Source organism: Streptomyces sp. NPDC001858, from assembly GCF_053594615.1.
In genome coordinates this window covers 1-21,498 of sequence record NZ_JBSFEV010000078.1, presented here as the reverse complement: position 1 = coordinate 21,498, position 21,498 = coordinate 1, and the positions used below count along the sequence as shown (strand labels likewise).

The following is a 21,498-nucleotide window of genomic DNA, read 5'->3' as shown; positions in this document are numbered from 1 at the left end:
GACGCCGACGGAACAGGCGCAGACGCACGCACTGCTGCTCAAACTGTTGGCGTCGCTCAATCCCTCGGCCGAGGAGGGCGGCACCCCGTGAAGACCCCGCCGCGCGGGCGCGCGGTCACTGCTCCCGGAGCTGCAGCCCGTCCAGCACCAGTGTGGTGAGCTGGTCCGCCTCGGCCTCGAAGTCGAGCGGCCGGCCCGTGAAGCGGGCGTTGATCGCACGGAACCACGTGGCGCCGAAGGCGGCCTGGATCACCAGTTCCGGGTCGAAGTCGCGGTGCTGCCAGTGGGGCAGGTTCAGTTCGAGGATGCGCCTCAGCTCGGCGAGGTGCGGCTCGACCCGCTCTTTGTAGAACGTGCCGGCCGTGACCTCGTCGGAGAACAGCATGACGCCCAGCAGCGGGGCGACCTCGTCCATCGCACGAACGGTGTTGAGCATGTGCTGCCGCATCCGCTGGTGGACGGTCTCGTCGGAGAGGTCGTCCTGCGGGCCGGGGAGGACCTGTGCGAGCCAGGCGGTGGCCTCTTCCAGGGGAGCGACGACCGCGGCCTCGAAGAGTTCCTCCTTCGAGCGGAAGTGCCGGTAGAGCAGGGCCTCGTTCACCCCCGCCGCCTCGGCGATGTCACGGGTGCGCGCCCCGGCCAGCCCGCGTTTGACGAACACCTCACGGGCGGCCGCAATGATCTTGCCCTTGCGCTCGTCGCTCGAAAGCCGTTGTCGTGAGCCCTTCGCAGGGCTCTTCGCGGGCGAGCGCCGGCGGTCTGTCGTCACGCGAACACCCTTGTCATGAACGGCATACAGAGCACGATACCTGTGCACGCGCAGCGGGCGGGCGGCCCACCGCACTCGTCCCGGGCGGTAACGGACCAGCTCAGGCCAGGCCGGTCCAGATGCTCTTGACCTCGGTGTAGGCCTCGATCGCCTCCCACCCCATCTCACGGCCCAGGCCGGACGCTTTCATGCCGCCCCACGGCGCCGCGGCGTCGAGCCCCGGCGGCAGGTTGATCAGCACGGTGCCGGCCTTGATCAGGCGGGCCAGGCGGCCCGCGGTACGGATGTCGTGGGACCAGATGTAGGCGGAGAGCCCGTACTCGGTGTCGTTGGCCAGCCGGGCCAGCTCGTCCGGGTCGTCGTAGGGGAGTACGGAGAGCACCGGGCCGAAGATCTCCTCGCGGGCGATCCGCATGTCCTGGGTGACGCCGGCGAACACCGTCGGCTCGTAGAAGTAGCCGTTCGCGAGTTCGCCTTCCGCGCGCCGGCCGCCGGTGAGCAGTTCCGCGCCCTCGGCCCTGCCGATGCGGACGTACGTGTCGACCCGCTCCAGGTGTTCCGACGACACCAGCGGGCCGAGCCGCGTCGACGCGTCGAGCCCGGGGCCGAGCCGCATCGCCGAGGCGGCGGCCGCGACCTTTCCGGCGAACTCGTCCGCCCGGGCGCGATCGACGTAGAACCGGGTCGCCGCCGCGCACGCCTGGCCGGAGTTGCCGAGGCCCGCGATCAGGTTGCCCGCGATCACCGCGTCGATGTCGGCGTCCGCGGCAATGATGCTGGGCGCCTTGCCGCCCAGTTCGAGGGAGACCCGCTTGAGGGCGCGTCCCGCTTCCGCGGCGATCTCCCTGCCGACGGGAGTGGAGCCCGTGAACGAGATCTTCGCGACCTTCGGGTGCGCCACCAGCGCCTTGCCCGCCTCGGGCCCGCCGGTGACGACGTTGACCACCCCGGCGGGCACCCCGGCCTGCTCCAGCACCTCGGCCAGCAGCAGCGTGGTCAGTGGTGTCTGCTCAGCGGGCTTGATCACCACGGTGTTGCCGGTGGCGAGCGCCGGTGCGAGCTTCCACATGGCGATCATCAGCGGGAAGTTCCACGGCGTGATCAGGGCGCACACGCCGAGCGGCTCGCGGCGCGACCGGTAGTCGACGTCGGGCGTCGACAGCGGCACCGTCGTACCGGTGATCTTGGTGACCCAGCCCGCGTAGTAGCGCAGGTGCTCGACGGCGTTCGGCACCGAGATCCGGGTGCTCACGCCCAGCGGCTGGCCCTGGTCGAGGGTCTCCAGCCGGGCGAACTCGTCGGCTCTGCGCTCCAGCAGGTCGGCCACGTCGAACAGCAGCTTCGCCCGCCGGGCGGGCAGCATGTCCGCCCACTCGGGCGAGGCGAACGCGGTGGCCGCCGCCTCCACCGCCGCGTCGACGTCGGCGGCCGTCGCCTCGGGTACCGTCGCGATCACCTCGCCGGTGGCCGGGTCGAGGGTCGCGGACGTGGCGCCGCTGCCCCCGGTCCACTTGCCGGCGATGAACATCTCCGTCCGCATGAGCACTCCAACCTTGTCTGTGTGGGTCTACCGGGCGCCGTCTGAAGCCGTGTTCTCCAGGCGGGCGACGGCGTCCCGCAGGTACTGCGGCCACGGCGCGGGCGTACCGTGGCCGTCGAGGTGTACGACGACGTGGCGGCCTTCGATGCAGAGCTCGCCGCCGGAGGTCACCGTCCAGGCGTAGGTGACAGAGGTGCGGCCCAACTTCTCGACCGACAGCGTCACTTGGTAGCGGTCCCGGAACTTCAGCGGGCGGTGGTAGGTCGCCTCGATCCTCCGGCGCGGCAGCCGCTCGACGGGCAGGTCCGGCACGGCCGCCCGGTAGAAGGCATGCTCGGTCGCCTCGGCCCAGCGCAGTGCGGAGGTGTTGTGGATCAGACCGCCGGCGTCGGTCTCCACCCAGGTGACGTCCCCTTCGAGGACGTGGGCGCGCATGCTCAGGCCACCAGGTCGATGAGGCCGGCGAGCCGGGCGCGGTGCAGGCCAGGGGTGCCGAAGGCGATCTGGTCGGCCTTGGCGCGCTTGAGGTACAGGTGGGCGGGGTGCTCCCAGGTCATGCCGATCCCGCCGTGCAACTGGATCGCCTCCTCCGCCGCCCGTACGGCGACATCCGCGCACCACGCCTGGGCCACCGCGGTGGCCACGGCTCGGTCCGGATGGTCCTCAGCGACGGCCGCGGCGGCGTAGCGCGCGGCGGCCGAAGCGGACTCCACGGCCACATAGAGATCGGCGGCCCGATGCTTGAGTGCCTGGAACCCGCCGACGACACGGCCGAACTGACGGCGTTCCTTCAGGTAGGCGACGGTCGTGGACAGGCACCACCGGGCGATGCCGACCTGCTCGGACGCAAGCAGCGCGGCGCCGGTCTCCCACCCACGGCGCACGGCTGCCGCGCCCGACTCGGCAGACAGCAGGAGTTCGCCGGCGACGCCGTCGACGCGCACGTCGGCGAGCTGGCGGGTCATGTCGAGGGACGACACCGGGTCGACGACGGCGTTCCGCGCCGGGACGGCGTAGAGGGCCGTGCCTTCGGGTGTCGTGACCGGGGCCAGCAGGACGTCCGCCTCGACGGCCCCGGCGACGCTGGTCACCCGCCCGCTGATCCGGCCGCCCGCGTCGGCGGTCAGCCCGGATGTCCCCTCGCCCGGGGCGGTGGAGAGCGGGAGGAGCAGCGCCGCCGTGGACTCGCCGGCGGCCAGGGAGGCGAGCAGCCCGTCGGCCGGGCCGCCGGCCGGAGCCGCCAGCAGCAGCGTCGCCGCGACGACGCTGCTGGTGAGGAAGGGCACCGGCGCTGCGGCGTGGCCCAACTCCTCCAGCACTACGGCGACTTCGCGCGCCGAGGCACCGGCGCCGCCCTGGTCCTCGGGGACCAATAGCCCCGCCAGGCCCAGTTCGACGGCGAGAGACTTCCAGAGCGGGTCGACGGCCGAGGAGTCGCCGTCGTAGACCGCCGCCGTCGTGACGGGGTCGCATCGGTCGGCGAGCAGGTCACGGACGATGGCCCGCAGGTCGGTCTCGGTCTCGGTGTCGAGCAGGTTCAGTTCGCCGGGCTGAGAACCTGCTCGCGGGTTCTCGCTCATCGGGGCAGGTCCTTCCAGGGAACGTTCTTGTCGACGCGGGGCTCCGGCGGCAGGCCGAGCACGCGTTCGGCGATGATGTTGCGCAGGATCTCGGTGGTGCCGCCCGCGATGGAGATCCCCTTGGCGCGCAGATAGCGGTAACCGGCGTCGCGGCCGGTGGAGTCGGCGTGGTCGGGGTGCGTCTCGGTCCAGTCGGAGTAGCGCAGGCCGTCCTCGCCGAGCAGTTCGACTTCCAGGCCGCTCGCCGCTTGGGCCACCCGGGAGTACGTCAGCTTCGTCGCCGTGCCCTCCAGCCCTGGCTGCCCGGCGGCCAGCTTCTGCCGCAGCCGCTGGCCGGTGAGCCTGGCGGCCTCGGCCTCCACCCACAACGACAACAGGCGGTCGTGGAGTTCGGGGGTGTGGCGTTCGGGGTGCTCCCGCCAGGTGCGGGACACCACCCCGATCATGCCGCTCTCCCGCCCCGGCGCCGCGCCGCCGATCGCCACCCGCTCGTTGTTGAGCGTGGCGGTCGCGACCTTCCAGCCCTCCCCCACGGCACCGAGCCGCAGATCGTCGGGAAGCTGTACGTCGGTGAGGAAGACCTCGTTGAACTCCGCCTCACCGGTGATCTGACGCAGCGGCCGGATGTCCACGCCCGGGTCGGTCATGTCGCAGACGAAGTAGGTGAGTCCGGCGTGCTTGGGCGCGTCGGGGTCGGTGCGGGTCACCAGGATCGCCCAGCGGGCCTTGCGCGCCAGGGAGGTCCACACCTTCTGTCCGTTGACGATCCAGGTGTCGCTCTCCCGGACGGCGCGGGTGCTCAGCGCGGCCAGGTCGGAACCGGCGCCGGGCTCACTGAACAGCTGGCACCAGGTCTCCTCGCCGGTCCACAGCGGCTTGAGGAATCGCTGCTTCTGCTCGTCGGTGCCGAAGGCGAGGATCGCGGGCGCCGCCATGTCGAGGCCCGGTCCGTTGGAGTGCGGGTCGTTGTCCGGGGCTCCGGCCGCCGCGAGCAGGGCGTTGACCTCGGGCTGGAGTTCCCTGCGGAGGCCCAGGCCGCCGAGCCCCGGCGGGAACCAGACCCACGCCAGGCCCGCGTCGAACCTGGCCCGCAGGAAAGCGAACCGCTCGGTGGTCGCCGGGTCGTGCTCGACCAGCAGGGCTTCGACCCGCTGTCGTAGGTCTGCGGGCAGGGCTGTCTGTGTGCTCATCGTGGCTCTCAGGCGGTCTTGGGGACGAGGACGCTCACGGTCTCGGCGACGCAGACCGGCTTGTCGCCGCCCTCGCGCTCGATCGTCACGCGCGTGACGAGTTGCCGGCCGCCGCCCCCGGCAACGAGCGAGACCACCTCGACACCGGCCCGTAGCCGCGAGCCGACCGGCACCGGTGCGGGGAACCGGACCTTGTTGGCACCGTAGTTGACGCCCATGGCCAGGCCGTCGACCTTGTAGATCTGCCAGGTGAGCTTCGGTATGAGTGACAGGGTCAGATAGCCGTGGGCGATGGTGCCGCCGAACGGGCCGGTGGCCGCCTTTTCGGGATCGACGTGGATCCACTGGTGGTCGCCGGTGGCCTCGGCGAACAGGTCGACCTGCTCCTGGGTGATCGTGAGCCAGTCGGAGTGGCCGAGGTGGGTGCCGACGGCCTTCTCCAGCTCGTCGAGTCCTTCGAAGATCTTCATTGCTGGTGCTCCCTGGGGTGAGTGGCTCAGCCGACCGGTCCGCCGGCGACGTACACGACCTGGCCGGACACGAAGCCCGCGCCTTCGCTGACCAGGTACGAGACCAGGTGCGCGATGTCCTCGGGCTGGCCGACGCGGCCGACCGGGATCTTGGAGGCGGCGCCCTTGACGAAGTCGTCGAACGGGATGCCGAGGCGTTCGGCGGTGGTCCGGGTCATGTCGGTCTCGATGAAGCCGGGCGCGATGGCGTTCGCGGTGACGCCGAACTTGCCGAGTTCGACGGCGAGGGTCTTGGTGAAGCCCTGCAGACCCGCCTTCGCGGCCGAGTAGTTGGCCTGGCCGCGGTTGCCGAGCGCGGCGATGCTGGAGAGGTTGACGATCCGGCCCCACTTCTCCTGCGTCATGTACTTCTGGGCCGCGCGGCTCATCAGGAACGCGCCCCGCAGATGCACGTTCAGCACGGCGTCCCAGTCGTCGACGCCCATCTTGAACAGCATGCTGTCCCGGGTGACGCCGGCGTTGTTCACCAGCACGGTGGGGGCGCCCAGTTCGGCCGCCACCCGCTCGACACCGGCCTGTACGGCCTGCTCGTCGGAGACGTCGACACCGACCGCGAGGGCCCGGCCGCCGGCCTTCTCGATCTCGGCGACGACCTGTTCGCCCGCGTCCTCGGTCAGGTCGAGCACGGCGACGGCGTATCCGTCGTCCGCCAGTCGGCGGGCCACGCCGGCGCCGATACCGCGGGCCGCGCCGGTCACGATGGCCGTGCGTGAAGTGGGATGGGCTGCCATGGCAGATCTCCTAGTCGGTCGAGGGATTCGGGGGTCTCAGCTGAGGCGTTCGAGGACCATCGCCATGCCCTGGCCGCCGCCGACGCACATGGTTTCCAGGCCGAACTGCTTGTCGCCCTCCTGAAGGGCGTGGATCAGGGTGGTCGCGATGCGGGCCCCGGTCATGCCGAACGGGTGGCCGACCGCGATGCCGCCGCCGTGGACGTTCAACTTGTCCTCGTCGATGCCGAGTCGGCGTGCGGACGGGACGACCTGGGCGGCGAAGGCCTCGTTGATCTCGACGAGGTCGATGTCGTCGATGGTCAGGCCGGCACGGTCCAGCGCCTCGCGTGAGGCCTCCACCGGGCCGAGCCCCATGAGCTCCGGCGACAGCCCGGTCATGCCGGTGCTGACGATGCGGGCCAGCGGGGTGATGCCGAGCTGGCGGGCCTTGGTGTCGGACATGATCACGAGGGCGGCGGCGCCGTCGTTGAGCGGGCAGCAATTACCGGCGGTCACCGTGCCATCGGGGCGGAACCGCGGCTCCAGGGCGGCGAGCGCCTCCAGGGTCACGCCCGGGCGGGGACCGTCGTCCCGGGTGACCACGGTGCCGTCGTAGAGGGTGACCGGGGTGATGTCCCGGGCCCAGAAGCCGTCGGCGATGGACTTCTCGGCGCGGTTCTGGCTGCGCGCGGCGAAGGCGTCCTGGTCCTCACGGCTGACGCCGGCGACCTGGGCGACGTTCTCGGCCGTCTGTCCCATCCGCAGGTACATGTCCGGCAGCCCGCCCTCCTCGCGCGGGTCCGTCCAGGTCCGGCCGCCCTCGGCGAGCAGTGCGGTGCGCGCCCGCGCCGCGTCGAAGAGCGGGTTCGTGGTGCCCGGCAGGCCGTCGGCGACGCCCTTGTCGTACTGGCTGCACGTCTCCACCCCGGCGGAGATGAAGACGTCGCCCTCGCCGGCCTTGATCGCGTGCAGTGCCATCCGGGTCGTCTGGAGGCTGGACGAGCAGTAGCGGTTCACGGTGGTACCGGGCAGGTGGTCCATGCCTGCGAGTACGGCGACGACCCGGCCCAGGTTGTAGCCGGAGCTTCCGGCGGGCGAACCGCAGCCCAGCATCAGGTCCTTGATCTCGCGCGGGTCGAGCTGTGGCACCTTGGCCAGCGCCGCCTGCACCATCTGCACGGTCAGGTCGTCGGGGCGCATGTCCCGCAGCGACCCCTTCGAGGCTCGGCCGATGGGTGAGCGGGCGGTGGCTACGATCACGGCTTCGGGCATGGCGACTCCTTGAGGGTGTGTACGTGAGTTCGAGTACCGCGGTCCGGGCGGGCACCGTCAGTCCAGGTAGGTCGGGCGGAAGATGCGGGAGAACGGCGTGGGCAGGTTGTAGAGCCGGGCCGCGTTGCCGCCGAGGATGAGGTTCATGTCGTCCTGCGCCATCCGGACCCGGGTCAGCTCACGCAGGCCCCAGCCCCAGTAGTCGGCCTGGTGGCGGATCGGGCCGGAGCGGCGGTCCTGGACGAAGTAGCTGGAGGGCTTGCCGAACGGCTGGGTGTGGCAGCCGATGCTCGCGCCCCAGTCGGTGCCGAAGATGAGCTTCTCCGGGCCGATGTTCGGGTCGGCGATGGCCTTGTCGTACAGCTCCGACCACCACAGGCCGGTCTCCAGGTACACGTTGTCGTGCGCCGCGGCCACCTGGAGGCACTGGTCGTAGAAGATCTCCGACCAGTGTCCCTGGATCCCGCCGTGGTTGATGACGATGGGGACCTCGGGGTAGGCGGTCGCCAGGTCGTGGACCAGGAGGATGTTGTAGTTCGTCGGACCGAGGCTGCCGAAGTGGTACCCCAGCTCGTAGCCCATGGCGCACCCGGAGTGGGTGCGGAAGACGGCGCCGTGTTCCTTGACGACGTCGCACATGTCCATCATGTTGCGCACCGCCTGCTCGGAACTGACCATCCCCTCCCGGGGGTCGGTGCCGTCCGGGAGGATCGGCATGTACGGCGCGGCCTCGCCGATGCCGCGGTACGTGCCGGTGGCGAGGAGCGTGTCGAGCGCTTCGCAGGCTCCCTTGATGGACCACTCCACCTCGCCCGCGATGCAGGCCTTGCGGTACTCCGTCGCGCCGCACTCGGCCACGAAGCGGTCGGGGTGGCGCTCGACCAGCTCGGCGTTGATCGCGTCGGACATGCCGAACGCCGGCAGCAGGACGCACATGTCGATGTCGTAGTTGCCCATGTCCCAGAGCAGCCGCTCCGAGTTGTCATAGGTCTCCATGGCGGGCATGTTGGCGCCCAGCTGGCGCCAGGGGTTGACCTTGACGCCCTTGTTGCCGTCGTTCGCGGCGGCGACCGAGTCCCGGACCTTCTTGCCCGCCGCGTGCCGCTGGGCGTGGACGTGCGTGTCGACGATGAAGCGTCCAGCTTTCATGCCTGGTCTCCTTGTGCGTGCTGCTGTTCTGATGAGCCGTAGCGGGTGCGCAAGGTCGTCTTCAGCACCTTGCCGGTGGCGTTGCGCGGGAGTTCGGGGACGAACTCGACGCGGGTCGGGCATTTGAAGTGGGCGAGGCGCTCACGGGCGTGGGCGATCAACTCGTCTGCCGTCGGCGGCGGTTCGTCGCCGGGGACGACGACGGCCAGCGGTGTCTCGCCCCACTTGACGTGCGGTACGCCCACGACAGCCACCTCGCGGACGGCCGGATGCTGGACGAGCACCCGCTCGACCTCGACCGGGTAGACGTTCTCGCCGCCGGAGATGATCACGTCCTTGCTGCGGTCGACCAGGGTCAGGAAGCCCTCGTCGTCCTCGCGGGCCAGGTCCCCGGTGTGGAACCAGCCGCCGCGGAACGACTCGGCCGTCGCCTCGGGCTGTCCCCAGTAGCCGGCGAAGACGGTCGGGCCCTGGACGACGAGCTCTCCGACCTCGCCGAGGGGGACGTCGCGGTCGTGCTCGTCGACCACCCGGGTGCGGGTGTGGAAGGCGGGCCGCCCGATCGAGCCCGTCTTCTTCCTGACGTGTTCGGGGTCGAGCAGGGTGACCCCGCACGTCTCCGTCAGGCCGAAGGCCTCCCGGAAGGCCACACCCTTGGCCAGGAAGTGGTCGAGCACCGGTCGCGGGCACGGTGCGGCCGAGGTCATGGCCAGTTCGAGCGCGGACAGGTCGTACGACTCGAAGTCCGCAACGGCCATCAGCGCGGACCACATCGCGGGCACCAGGAACTGCAGGGTGACCCGTTCGCGCGCCATCGCGGCGAGCATCTCCTGAGCGTCGAACGACGGCATGACGACGTTCGTTCCGCCCACGTAGAGCAGGGGCAGAGTGTGTGCGCCCAGGCCCCCGATGTGGAACATCGGGGCGACCGTGACCGTGCGGTCGGTCTGGCGCATGCCACGGCCGTTGCTGAGGATGTTGATCACGTTCCACAGCAGGTTGTCGTGGGTGAGCATCGCCCCCTTGGGCCGCCCGGTGGTACCCGAGGTGTACATGAGGCCGCACACGTCACGCCCGGCAACCTTGCTTCGGGGCGTCCGCGGGGCTCCGGAGGACAGCAGCTGCTCGAACTCCGCCTCGCCGTCGGCCGGTTCACCGCCGACCACGACGCGGACACGGACCCGGACGCCCTCGCCGGCCAGGGCCGCACGGGCAAGCGGTGACAGGTGGCCGGACCACACGAAGGCGTCGGCGCCGGAGTCGGCGAGGAGGTAGGCCACCTCGGGCGGCGCCAGCCGGAAGTTGACCGGCACGAAGACCGCCCCCAGCTTGGCGGCGGCGAACAGCGTCTCCAGGAAGGCGGCGCTGTTGGTCATGAGTGCGGCCACTCGGTCGCCCTGTCGCACGCCCGCTTCACGGAGGGCGTCGGCCAGCTGACCGGTCCGCCGGTCGAAGTCGGAATAGGTGATGCGCCGGTCCCCGTCCACGAGGGCGATCCGGTCTCCGGCGAAGAAGGCGCGCCGGGTGATCCAGCTGCCGATGCCTTCGTCGACGGTGTTGTGGCCTGCTGCAACTGCGCTGTCGAGCACGGCTCACCCCTTTCGAAGTAGGTACTTACTAACAACGCTCCGCGCCACGGTCAAGGGGTGGCGCAACAAAACGGAAATCCACTGCACGACCGTTGACGCGGGCTCGGAACGAGGGCTAGGAAGTCCCCAGACCAAAGTAAGTAGGCACCTACTTCGCAAGGAGGTCGCTGTGCTTTCTCCCGCGCACGAAGCGCACAACAACGTCGTTGACAGGGGCACAGGGGACCCGGTTCTCTTCCTGCACGGCATCGGCTGCAACGCCCTGAGCTGGGAACCTCAGCTCAGGGCGCTGGAATCCTCACGGCGGGTGATCGCGGTGGACGCCCGGGGCCACGGCGGGTCCGCTCCCGCCGAGGGGCCTATGACACTGCGTGACTACGCGGACGACGTCCTCGCTGTCATGTCGGCTCTCGGCATCGAGCGGGCGCCGGTCGTCGCACTGTCCATGGGCGGCATGGTCGCCATGACCATGGCGCTCGCCGCACCGGAACGGGTCTCGGGCCTGGTCCTGGCGGGCACCGGCGCCCAGGCGAACGAGCAGATGGCCGCCATGATGCGGGCGGCGGGCGCGGCCGCGGTGGAGTACGGGATGAAGGCCAACGTCGAGCAGATGACGCCGGTGCTCTTCGCCGCCGCCGCGCTCGCCGAGAACCGGCCGTACATCCAGGAGTTCCAACAGCAGGTCGCCACGACCGACGCGTTCTCCTTCAGCGTCGCGCTCGGCGCGATCGCCGAGCTCGACCTGCTCGACGACCTGCCCCGTCTCGACGTGCCGACGCTCGTCGTCGTCGGCGCGGAGGACCTGAGCCTGCCGCCGGCGTTCTCCGAGGCCATCGCCGCCGCCGTGCCCGGCGCCGAACTGAGCGTGATCGAGGCCGCCGGCCACATGGCCAACCTCGACCAGCCCGAGGTCTTCACCGAACACCTGGTGCGCTTCCTCTCCCGCACCGGGAGCTGAGCACTCCCCCGCCCCGGAGCCTGCCGGTCCGGCGCACGGCACCGCGCTGCCCGAAAGCGCCACCGCAGGAAATCCAAGGGAATCCGACGGCCCCGCCCCGCCCCGAACCACATGGAGAGTCTCCGTGCCCACAGACAGCAGTGCCCCGATGGCCACGCCGGCCGAGCTCGACACCGAAGCCCTGCAGCGCAGATACCGCGCCGAGCGGGACAAGCGGCTGCGCCCCGACGGCATGGCCCAGTACATGCGGCTGACCGACAGGTTCAAGGGCCTGGACGGGGACCCGTATTTGCCGGTGCGGGAGCGGGAGCCGGTCACCGACCATGTGACGTTCGCGTTCATCGGCGGCGGGTTCGCCGGGCTGACCGCCGGCGCCCGGCTCAAGGAGGCGGGCGTCGAGGACGTGCGCATCGTCGAGCACGCCGGCGACTTCGGCGGGGTCTGGTACTGGAACCGCTACCCGGGCGTCATGTGCGACAGCACCTCCCTCGTCTACATGCCGCTGCTGGACGAGACCGGTTACATCCCGACGGAGAAGTACGCGCACGGACCGGAGATCCTGGAGCACGCCCGGCGAATCGGCCGGCACTACGAGCTCTACGACAAGGCGCTCTTCCACACCCGGGTGACCGCGCTCGACTGGGACGAGGACACGTCCCTGTGGACGGTCACCACGGACCGCGGCGACCGGTTCACCGCCGACTTCGTCGGCATCGGCCCCGGCCCGCTGAACATCCCGAAGGTGCCCCGCATCCCCGGCCTCGACACGTTCGCCGGGCACATGTTCCACACCAGCCGCTGGGACTTCGCCTACACCGGCGGGGACGACAGCTCGGCCTACCGGTCCGGATCGGGTACAGAAGGCTCGCCGGTGACCGCCGGAGCTCCCCTCGACAAGCTGGCCGACAAACGGGTCGCGGTCATCGGCACCGGCGCGACGGGCGTGCAGCTCGTGCCCTCGCTCGCCAAGGACGCCGGTGAACTCTTCGTCTTCCAGCGCACCCCGTCCGGAGTCGACGTCCGGGCCAACGGGCCCATCGACACTGAGGAGTTCGCCCGGATCGCCACCCCCGGATGGCAGAAACGCTGGCTCGACAACTTCCTCGACGCCGTGACCCCGCCGTTCGGCCCGCCCGGGGCCGACGAGCCCGAGGACTACGTCAACGACGGCTGGACCGAGATCGCCAAGCGGGCCCGCGCGATCCTTCGCGAGCTCCCGCCCGAGGAGTTCACCCCCGAGCGAGTGGGGGCCGTGATGACGGAAGCCGACTTCTCCAAGATGGACCAGATCCGCGCCCGGGTCAGCGCGGTCGTCGACGACCCGGAGACCGCCGAGAAGCTCAAGCCGTGGTACCGGCAGTTCTGCAAGCGGCCCTGCTTCCACGACGAATACCTCCAGTCCTTCAACCGGCCGAACGTCCACCTGGTCGACACCGACGGCAAAGGAGTGGAGCGCTTCACCGAACGCGCGGTGGTCGTGGGCGGCACCGAGTACGAGGTGGACTGCGTCGTCTTCGCGTCCGGTTTCGAGTACGGCAGCCCGCTCCACGAGCGCATGGGCTACACCGTGACCGGCCGCGACGGCCTGAAGCTCGCCGAGGCGTGGGGGGACGGCATGCGTTCGCTGCACGGCATGTTCGTCCACGGGTTTCCCAACATGTTCGTCATCCAGAACCCGCAGGGCGCCTACTTCGGCCCGAACATGACCCAGGGCTGGGACGAGGCCGCCAAGTCAGTGGCTGCGGTGGTCGGCGGCACGCTCGCCACGGGCCACACGGAGGTCGAGGTCACCGAGGAGGCCCAGAACGCCTGGTGCGAGATGCTCCTCCAGGGCCACCCCCATGTGTACGACGTCGAGTGCACGCCCGGCTACTACAACAACGAGGGCGAGCCGCTGGGGATGGCACAGCGGCTGGAGGGGCCCTACCCCCTCGGACCTGTGGCCTTCTTCCGCATGGCCGAGGAGTGGGGGAAGTCCGGCGCTTTCGAGGGACTGGCCTTCCGCACCCCTGCGGGGAGCGCCTGATGCCGCACCCCCTGGGCAGCACCCCCTCGAAGGTCATCGCGGTCCATCTCAACTACCCCAGCCGCGCCCGGGAGCGCGGGCGCGTCCCGGCCCAGCCTTCGTACTTCCTCAAGCCGCCGTCCTCGCTGGCGGGCACGGAGGAGGCGATCGTCCGGCCGGAAGGATGCGAACTCCTCGGCTTCGAGGGGGAGATCGCCCTCGTCATCGGCACCCTGGCCCACCGGGTGCCGCCCGAGGAGGGCTGGCGCCACGTCCGCTGGGTGACGGCCGCCAACGACGCGGGCGTGTACGACCTGCGCAAGGCCGACCGCGGCTCCAACCTCCGCTCCAAGGGTGCCGACGGCTTCACCCCGATCGGCCCCCGCCTGCTGGACGCGCGCCGACTCGACCCGGCCGCCCTCCGGTTGCGGACCTGGCTGAACGGCGAACTCGTCCAGGACGACACCACCGACACCCTGCTCTTCCCCTTCGGGCAGCTCGTCGCCGACCTCTCCCGGCTGGTCACCCTGCAGCCCGGGGACGTGATCCTCACCGGCACACCTGCCGGGGCCTCCGTCGTCTCCCCCGGCGACGTCGTGGAGGTCGAGGTCAGCGGCGGCGGCCAGTCCAGCGGAAGGCTGAGCAACCCGGTCACGCAGGGCGAGCCGCTGGCCCCGTACGGGGCGATGCCCAAAGCCGACCCCGCCGAACGCGAGGCCGCCTACGGAGCGTCTTACGTGCCGGAACCCGTCCTCGACACGCAGCTCGCCGAGGACCTGCGCTCGGTGGCCGTCGCCACGCTCAGCGCTCAACTCCGCAGCAAGCACAATCTTCCGCACATGTCCATCGACGGCGTACGTCCGACCCGCCCCGGCGAGACGATGGTCGGCGTCGCCCACACCCTGCGCTACCTCCCGCTGCGCGAGGACCTCTTCAAGAAGTACGGCGGCGGGATGAACGCCCAGAAGCGGGCGATCGAGGAACTGCGCCCCGGACACGTCCTGGTGATGGACGCCCGCCGGGACACCACCGCCGGAACGCTGGGCGACATCCTCGCGCTGCGGGCGCTGAAGCGGGGCGCGGCCGGGGTCGTAACCGACGGCGGGCTGCGTGACAGTGCCGCCGTCGCCGCCCTGGACCTGCCCGTCTACCACGGCGGCGCGCACCCCTCGGTGCTGGGCCGCCGGCACGTCCCCTGGGACAGCGGGGTGCCGGTCGCCTGCGGCGGCGCCCTCGTCCAGCCCGGAGACCTGCTGGTCGGGGACGCGGACGGCGTGGTCGTCGTACCGCCGGAGCTGGCCGCGCAACTCGTCGCCGACTGCCGGGAGCAGGAACTCCAGGAGCGGTTCATCACCGAGCAGGTCCGCGCCGGGGAGTCCGTCGACGGCCTCTACCCGCTCGGCCCCGACTGGCGCGAGCCGTACGAGCGCTGGCGCAAGGAACAACAGCAGCAAGGAGACGACGCATGAAGTTCCGCAGCGACCCGTCCGTCATCCGCGGGTCCATCGCCCCGGTCGTCACCCCCTTCACCGCCGACGGCGCGGTCGACCACACCGGTCTGCGCGACCTGATCCGCTTTCAGCTGGAGTCCGGCTCACACGGCATCTCGCTCGGCGGCTCCACGGGCGAACCCAGCGCGCAGTCCGTGGCCGAGCGGATCGAGGGGATGCGTACGGCCGTGGAGACGATCGCCGACCGGGTGCCGTTCCTGCCCGGCACCGGCTCGCACAAGCTGGACGAGACCCTGGCGATGACCGCCGCCGCCCATGAACTGGGCGCGGACGCGGCCCTCGTCATCACCCCGTACTACGCGCGCCCCACCCAGGAGGCGCTCTACCAGTGGTACGCCACGGTCGCCCGGGAGTTCCCGGACCTGCCGATCGTCGCGTACAACGTGCCCTCGCGCACCGCGGTGGACATCGCGCCGGAGACCGTGAAGCGCCTGTTCACCGACTTCGAGAACTTCGTCGGCGTCAAGGAGACGACGAAGGACTTCGAGCACTTCTCCCGCGTCCTGCACGCCTGTGGGCGCTCGCTCCTGGTCTGGTCGGGCATCGAGCTGCTGTGCCTGCCGCTGCTCGCCCTAGGCGGCGCGGGCTTCGTCTCCGCCGTGTCCAACCTCGCGCCGACGGCCGTGGCCCGGATGTACGAGCTGTGGGAGGCGGGCGACTTCGACAGCGCACGCGATCTGCACTACGCCCTCCACCCGCTGGTCGATCTGCTCTTCGTCGAGACCAACCCAGCCCCAGCCAAGTGGGTGCTCGCCCAGCAGGGCCGCATCGCCTCGCACCACGTGCGCCCACCACTGATCCCGCCCACCGAGACGGCGCTCGTCCGGATCCGCGCCCTGCTCGCCGAGGGCGGCGCCCTCACCGCACAGATCGGAGCCGACCGGTGACCACTCCCGAGGGACTGCCCTCGTTCATCCCGCACTGGATCGGCGGCGAGCCGGTCCCGGCCGCCGACGGCCGCGCCTTCGACGTGTCCGCCCCCGTCTCCAACCGGACCTACGCCCAGGCCGCGCGCGGCGGCGCAGAAGACATCGACAAAGCCGTCACCGCCGCCCGCGCCGCCTTCCCCGCCTGGGCGGGTATGTCCAACCGGGCCCGCGCTACGGTACTGAACCGCATCGCCGACGCCGTCGAGGCCCGCCACGACCGGCTCGCGCACTTCGAGTCCTACGACTCCGGACTACCGATCACCCAGGCGCGCGGCCAGGCCCGCCGAGCCGCCGAGAACTTCCGCTACTTCGCGGACGTCATCGTGGCGCTGGGCGAGGAGGCGTTCCGGCAGGGCACCGAGCAGCTCAGCTATGTGGTGCGCACCCCCGTCGGGGTCGCCGGGCTGATCACACCGTGGAACACCCCGTTCATGCTGGAGAGTTGGAAGCTCGCCCCGGCCCTGGCCGCCGGCTGCACGCTGGTCCTCAAGCCCGCCGAGTGGACCCCGCTCTCGGCGTCGCTGTGGCCGGAGGTCTTCGAGGAGGCGGGCGTCCCGGCCGGTGTGGTGAACATCGTGCACGGCATCGGCGAGGAGGCCGGGCAGGCCCTGGTCGACCACCCGGACGTGCCGCTGATCTCCTTCACCGGCTCCACGGACACCGGCCGCCACATCATCCGCTCCAGTGCCCAGCACCTGAAGACCACGTCGATGGAGCTGGGTGGCAAGTCGCCGGTCGTCGTCTTCGCGGACGCGGACGTCGAAGCAGCCCTGGACTCGGTGGTGTTCGGGGTGTTCTCCCTGAACGGCGAACGCTGCACGGCCGGTTCACGCGTCCTCGTGGAACACCCGCTGTACGAGGAGTTCACCCGCCGCCTCGCCGAACGAGCGGAGAACGTCCGCGTCGGCTTCCCCTCCGACCCGACCACCGAGGTGGGCGCGCTCGTCCACGCGGAGCACTACGCACGCGTCCTCAACTATGTCGAGATCGGCAAGAAGGAGGCCCGGCTGGTCGCCGGCGGCAGCCGTCCCGACCACCTCCCCGACGGCAACTACCTCCAGCCGACCGTCTTCGCCGACGTCGAGCGGGACGCCCGTATCTTCCAGGAGGAGATCTTCGGCCCGGTCGTCGCCGTCGCGCCCTTCGACGACGAGTCCGAGGCCGTCGAGCTGGCCAACGCCACACAGTTCGGCCTGGCCGCCTACATATGGACCTCGGACCTCAAGCGCGGTCACCGCGTCGCACACGCCGTCGAGTCCGGCATGGTCTGGATCAACTCCCACAACGTCCGTGACCTGCGCACCCCGTTCGGCGGAGTCAAGGCCAGCGGGGTCGGCCGGGAGGGCGGCGCCCACAGCATCGACTTCTACACCGAGTCCAAGATCGTGCACGTGGCCCTGGGCGAAGTGCACACCCCCCGTTTCGGAGCCGCCTCATGAACACCCCGGCACCCGACGTCGTCCGCTCCGCGTACGCCCAGCTCGCCGTCACCGACCTCGGCGCCGCCCGCTGGTTCTGGGTCGACATGCTCGGCTTCCACGTCCAGCACGAGGACGCGGACTCCCTCTACCTGCGCGGCACCGACGAACTCACCCACCACTCCCTGGTGCTGCGCAAGGGCGAGACCGCGGCCCTCGACCACCTCTCCTACCGCGTCCGCACCCCCGAGGACCTCGACAAGGCCGAGCGGTTCTTCGCCGAACTCGGTCGGCCGGTACGACGGTTGAAGAGGGATGAAGGCACGCGCGGCGTCGGGGACGCCGTCCGGGTTGTCGATCCGCTCGGCTTCCCCGTCGAGTTCTTCCACGACATCGACCGCGCCGAACGCCTGATCCAGCGCTACGACCTGCACCGCGGCGCCGAGATCGCCCGCCTGGACCACTTCAACATCTGCACCCCCGACATCCCGGCGGCCTTCGCGCACTACAAGTCGCTCGGCTTCGGCTGCTCGGAGACCATCGAGGGCGACGAGCACGAGCTGTACGCCGCCTGGATGTACCGCAAGCAGACCGTGCACGACGTCGCCTTCACCGGCGGCGCCGGACCCCGCCTGCACCACCTCGGCCTCGCCACCCACGAATCCCACCAGGTGCTGCGCACGGCGGATCTGTTCGGAGCCGTGCGCAAGGAGCAGTACATCGAGCGCGGCCCGGGACGGCACGGTGTCTCCAACGCCTTCTACGTCTACCTGCGCGACCCCGACGGCCACCGGGTGGAGATCTACACCTCCGACTACTACACCGGCGACCCCGACCACGAGACGTACCGCTGGAACGTCCACGACGACCGTCGGCGCGACTTCTGGGGCAACGCCGTCATCGAGTCCTGGTACAAGGAGGCCACCCCGGTCCTCGACCTCGACGGCCGGCCGCAGCCCGTCTCCGACGCCCTCCTCGACGAGTCCGCCGTCCAGGTCGGCGCCGACGGCCTCGGCTGACCATCCAATCGACCGCACCATCTTCCGGAGGGACATCGTGGGAGCCGCAGAAAAGGCGTACGACGGCGTGGAGTTCGACCATGTGGTGATCGGGGCCGGGTCGGCGGGCTGTGTCGTGGCGCGCAGGCTGGTCGACGCCGGCCGACGCGTCCTGCTCGTCGAGACCGGCGGGCGGGACGACGACCCGGCCATCCACGACCCCGGCAGCCTCGGACGGCTGTGGAACAGCCCGTCGGACTACGCCTACTTCACCGAGCCGCAGGCCCATGCCGACGACACGAAGGTGTTCTGGCCGCGCGGCCGGGTGCTCGGCGGATCGAGCGCGATCAATGCGATGATCTATGTACGCGGTCACCGCGCCGACTACGACAGCTGGGCGGCGGCCGGCGCCACCGGCTGGTCCTACGACGACGTGCTGCCGTACTTCAAGCGCTCGGAGGACTTCGAGGACGGCCCGTCGTACTACCACGGAACCGGCGGGCCGCTCACCGTGAGCCGCAACCACCGGCCCAATCCTGTCAGTTCGGCGTTCGTGGAGGCGTGCGTCGATTCCGGGCTGCCGCTCAACGACGACTGCAACGCGCAGGACACCCTCGGCGCCGGACTCCTGCACCGCACCATCCGGGACGGAAGGCGGAGCACGGCCTGGGTCGCCTTTCTCGCGCCGGTGCTCGGCAACCCCCTGCTGACGGTCCGGACCGGCTCCCGGGCCACCCGGATCGTCTTCGACGACTCGGGAACGGCACGCGGAGTCGAGGTGGAGCGGAACGGCCGCCTCAAGACCGTCCGGTGCTCCGGGGACGTGATCCTGTCCGGCGGCACCATCGGTACGGCGCAGTTGTTGCTGCTCAGCGGGATCGGCCCGGCCGACGAGCTGCGCGCGCTCGGCATCCCGGTGCGGGCCGATCTGCCGGGGGTGGGCCGGAACCTGCACGATCACACGATCGCGCCGATGATCTGGGAGTCGCCGTCCGTGATCCCGGACGGGCAGGAGAACAAGCTGGAGGCGCAGTACTTCGCACGGAGCGACGCCGGTCAGCCGGTCCCTGACCTGCAGCCGCTGATGTCGCACCTCCCGCTGCCGGTGCCGGGCTACCAGGTCCCGGCGGCGGGGCACGGCTGGACCGTCCTGGCGGGCCATGTGCGCCCGTTGAGCAGGGGCAGTCTGCGGCTGCGTTCAGCCGATCCGGCGGACGCTCCCGTGCTGGACCCGAACTATCTCGCCGATCCCGCCGACCTCGCCGCCCTGGTCGCCGCGATCCGGATGACCCGCGAGATCGTGGCCGAGAAGGCGCTGGGCGACTGGCGGTCCCTGGAGGTCGCTCCGGGTCCGGGGGTGCGCAGCGACGAGGAGATCGCCGCCTATGTGCGGCGCACCCTGCAGAGCTACCACCACCAGGTGGGCACCTGCCGGATGGGCAGCGACCCGGACGCGGTCGTGGACCCGACGCTGCGTGTCCACGGCGTACCGGGACTTCGCGTCGCGGACGCCTCGGTCATGCCGTCCGTGCCCTCCGGCAACACCAACGCTCCCGCGATCATGGTCGGGGAGCGCTGTGCGGACTTCGCTCTGGGGACTCGGTGAGCCCAGAAGTAGCCGCCGTTCGCCCCGGTCGCGCGGCCATGCGTGTGCCATACATATCCCGGCTGCCGGTCATGCCGCAGGTTGTGGTCATGAGCGGGACGCCGACCGTGACGCCGAGGGCCTGAGCGCGTCGGGCGAAGTCGGCTGCGGTTCGGCAACGCCCTGAAGGGGCGCGGGGCCCTGACATCTGCGGCTCCACCGCGATGGGGGTCCCCCCGCTCAAGTGCAGCCGTGAGTGGGGAAGCGGCCGGCCACGACGGCGCCGCAACGGAACGACGGCACATCGCGGCACTTCCAGCGGAGCGCTCAGCCGGTCACCAGGTGTGCGGTGCCCGTCCCGTGACGGGCCCTGTGCGGGTCCCCCGGTGGGTCAGCCGAGGGCCGGGTAGTCGGTGTAGCCGCGCTCGTCGCCGCCGTAGAACGTCGCCGGGTCGGGCGTGTTGAACGGGCCGCCCTGCTGGAGCCGGACCGGCAGGTCGGGGTTGGCGAGGAAGAGAGCGCCGAACGCGACCGCGTCGGCGGTACCGTCCTCGACCAGGCTCAGCGCGTCCGGGCCGGTGAAGTGCGGGCGAGCGGTGAACGGGTTCAGGATGAACGTGCCCTGCCACTGCTTGCGCAGCTGGAGGGTCAGCTCGCGGTCCGGGCCCTCCATGAGGTGGACGTAGGCCAGGCCGAGCGGGGAGAGCGCCGTCAGCAGTTCGCCGTAGAGGGTCGGCAGGTCGCTCTCGACGATGTCGTTGAAGGGGTTTCCGGGCGAGATGCGGAAGCCGACACGGTGGGCGCCGACCGCGTCGGTCACCGCCTTGGCCACCTCCACACCGAAGCGGATACGGCCCTGGACGGTGCCGCCCCACTCGTCGTCGCGGAGGTTGGCGTTGTCGGAGAGGAACTGCTGGATGAGGTAGCCGTTGGCGCCGTGGATCTCGACCCCGTCGAAGCCCGCGGCGATCGCGTTGCGTGCGGCGGAGGCGAAGTCGGCGATCGTCTGCTCGATCTCGGCGGGCGCGAGTTCCTGCGGGGTGCCGCTGGGCTGCAGGCCCTCGGCGGTGAAGACCTGGGTGTCCGCGGCCACCACCGACGGAGCCACGGAGCTCAGGCCGTCGGGCAGCAGACTCGGGTGTCCGATGCGGCCGGTGTGCATGAGCTGGGCGAAGATCGCGCCGCCCTGCTCGTGCACGGCGTCGGTGACCGGGCGCCAGGCTTCCACCTGGGCGGAGCTGTGCAGACCGGGGGTGTTGGGGTAGCCCTGTCCCACCACGCTGGGCTGGATGCCCTCGGAGATGATCAGGCCCGCCGACGCCCGCTGGGCGTAGTAGACGGCCGTCGCCTCGGTGGGTGCCTGGTCGGGACCGTAGGCGCGGCTGCGCGTCATGGGCGACATCACGATGCGGTTGCGCAGGATCGTGTCGCCGAGATCGAGGGAATCGAACGGACTGGTCACGGAAACTCCAAACATGGTCGGCCAATCAATCCCTTCCGACTATACATTGGCCGACCAAATAAGTCATCCGGAAAGGCGGCGCGCGGCGGGATTCGACGCACACGGCACCGGCACGCCCAGCGGGCGTGCCGGATGGGCGTCACGCCCTGCCGAGCCGGGCGGCCCGTCCGTGGTGCGGGATCCGGCCGGCGGCGGCTGTCGCTACGACCGTATGAGTCCGCCGTCGACGTAGAGCGTCTGGGCGGTGATGAAGGCGGCGTCGTCGGATACGAGGAACGAGAGCATGCCGGTGAGGTCGTC

Annotated in this window: 18 protein-coding genes; 7 read left to right on the top strand and 11 right to left on the bottom strand. The window is 70.7% G+C overall.

The window, feature by feature from the left end; translation table 11 throughout:
- Positions 1-115: 115 nt before the first annotated feature.
- From ACWCPF_RS44575 to ACWCPF_RS44530, 10 genes are all read right to left on the bottom strand, one after another.
- A complete protein-coding gene (locus tag ACWCPF_RS44575; protein WP_451050884.1) occupies positions 116-769 on the bottom strand; it encodes a TetR/AcrR family transcriptional regulator in 654 nt (217 codons plus the stop codon).
- 100 nt (positions 770-869) lie between these two features.
- Positions 870-2,309 (bottom strand): aldehyde dehydrogenase family protein, encoded by a 1,440-nt coding sequence (locus ACWCPF_RS44570; RefSeq protein ID WP_451050883.1) that lies wholly within the window; start codon positions 2,307-2,309, stop codon positions 870-872.
- 27 nt (positions 2,310-2,336) lie between these two features.
- Positions 2,337-2,744: an acyl-CoA thioesterase gene (locus ACWCPF_RS44565; protein WP_451050882.1), complete on the bottom strand. Its 408-nt coding sequence runs from the start codon at positions 2,742-2,744 to the stop codon at positions 2,337-2,339.
- Positions 2,745-2,746: 2 nt separating this feature from the next.
- Complete coding sequence (locus ACWCPF_RS44560; RefSeq protein WP_451050881.1) at positions 2,747-3,889, bottom strand: acyl-CoA dehydrogenase family protein; 1,143 nt, start codon at positions 3,887-3,889, stop codon at positions 2,747-2,749.
- Positions 3,886-5,079: an acyl-CoA dehydrogenase family protein gene (locus tag ACWCPF_RS44555; protein WP_451050880.1), complete on the bottom strand. Its 1,194-nt coding sequence runs from the start codon at positions 5,077-5,079 to the stop codon at positions 3,886-3,888. Before ACWCPF_RS44555 ends, ACWCPF_RS44560 begins: the two co-directional genes overlap by 4 nt.
- An 8-nt stretch (positions 5,080-5,087) precedes the next feature.
- Positions 5,088-5,549: a MaoC family dehydratase gene (locus tag ACWCPF_RS44550; protein WP_451050879.1), complete on the bottom strand. Its 462-nt coding sequence runs from the start codon at positions 5,547-5,549 to the stop codon at positions 5,088-5,090.
- Positions 5,550-5,575: 26 nt separating this feature from the next.
- The gene (gene fabG / locus ACWCPF_RS44545; RefSeq protein WP_451050878.1) at positions 5,576-6,340 is read right to left on the bottom strand and encodes a 3-oxoacyl-ACP reductase FabG; all 765 of its coding nucleotides are present in this window, start codon (positions 6,338-6,340) and stop codon (positions 5,576-5,578) included.
- Between the two features lie 36 nt (positions 6,341-6,376).
- The gene (locus tag ACWCPF_RS44540; RefSeq protein WP_451050877.1) at positions 6,377-7,594 is read right to left on the bottom strand and encodes an acetyl-CoA C-acetyltransferase; all 1,218 of its coding nucleotides are present in this window, start codon (positions 7,592-7,594) and stop codon (positions 6,377-6,379) included.
- Positions 7,595-7,651: 57 nt separating this feature from the next.
- Positions 7,652-8,743, bottom strand: a complete 1,092-nt coding sequence (locus ACWCPF_RS44535) for an amidohydrolase family protein (RefSeq protein ID WP_451050876.1) — start codon at positions 8,741-8,743, stop codon at positions 7,652-7,654.
- Positions 8,740-10,332 carry an acyl-CoA synthetase gene (locus ACWCPF_RS44530; RefSeq protein WP_451050875.1) on the bottom strand — a complete coding sequence of 531 codons (1,593 nt, stop codon included), beginning with the start codon at positions 10,330-10,332 and terminating at the stop codon, positions 8,740-8,742. Before ACWCPF_RS44530 ends, ACWCPF_RS44535 begins: the two co-directional genes overlap by 4 nt.
- A gap of 169 nt (positions 10,333-10,501) precedes the next feature.
- Between ACWCPF_RS44530 and ACWCPF_RS44525 the strand changes: the two genes are divergently transcribed.
- The 7 genes from ACWCPF_RS44525 to ACWCPF_RS44495 all read left to right on the top strand — a co-directional run bounded on the left by ACWCPF_RS44525 (position 10,502) and on the right by ACWCPF_RS44495 (position 19,757).
- Entirely contained in the window at positions 10,502-11,290 is a 789-nt protein-coding gene (locus ACWCPF_RS44525) for an alpha/beta fold hydrolase (protein WP_451050874.1), read from the top strand.
- Between the two features lie 124 nt (positions 11,291-11,414).
- A complete protein-coding gene (locus ACWCPF_RS44520) occupies positions 11,415-13,316 on the top strand; it encodes a flavin-containing monooxygenase (RefSeq protein ID WP_451050873.1) in 1,902 nt (633 codons plus the stop codon).
- A complete protein-coding gene (locus tag ACWCPF_RS44515; protein WP_451050872.1) occupies positions 13,316-14,764 on the top strand; it encodes a fumarylacetoacetate hydrolase family protein in 1,449 nt (482 codons plus the stop codon). The genes ACWCPF_RS44520 and ACWCPF_RS44515 overlap by 1 nt, the downstream gene beginning before the upstream one ends.
- On the top strand, positions 14,761-15,693 hold the full coding sequence (gene dapA / locus ACWCPF_RS44510) for a 4-hydroxy-tetrahydrodipicolinate synthase (protein WP_451050871.1): 933 nt from the start codon (positions 14,761-14,763) through the stop codon (positions 15,691-15,693). The genes ACWCPF_RS44515 and dapA overlap by 4 nt, the downstream gene beginning before the upstream one ends.
- Positions 15,690-17,174 (top strand): 5-carboxymethyl-2-hydroxymuconate semialdehyde dehydrogenase, encoded by a 1,485-nt coding sequence (gene hpaE, locus ACWCPF_RS44505; RefSeq protein WP_451050870.1) that lies wholly within the window; start codon positions 15,690-15,692, stop codon positions 17,172-17,174. Before dapA ends, hpaE begins: the two co-directional genes overlap by 4 nt.
- Complete coding sequence (gene hpaD / locus ACWCPF_RS44500; RefSeq protein ID WP_451050869.1) at positions 17,171-18,172, top strand: 3,4-dihydroxyphenylacetate 2,3-dioxygenase; 1,002 nt, start codon at positions 17,171-17,173, stop codon at positions 18,170-18,172. The genes hpaE and hpaD overlap by 4 nt, the downstream gene beginning before the upstream one ends.
- Positions 18,173-18,209: 37 nt before the next feature.
- Complete coding sequence (locus ACWCPF_RS44495; protein WP_451050868.1) at positions 18,210-19,757, top strand: GMC family oxidoreductase; 1,548 nt, start codon at positions 18,210-18,212, stop codon at positions 19,755-19,757.
- A 370-nt stretch (positions 19,758-20,127) separates the two neighbouring features.
- On the opposite strand, the gene ACWCPF_RS44490 is transcribed toward ACWCPF_RS44495, so the two are convergent.
- Entirely contained in the window at positions 20,128-21,198 is a 1,071-nt protein-coding gene (locus ACWCPF_RS44490) for an alkene reductase (protein ID WP_451050867.1), read from the bottom strand.
- Between the last annotated feature and the right edge of the window lie 300 nt (positions 21,199-21,498).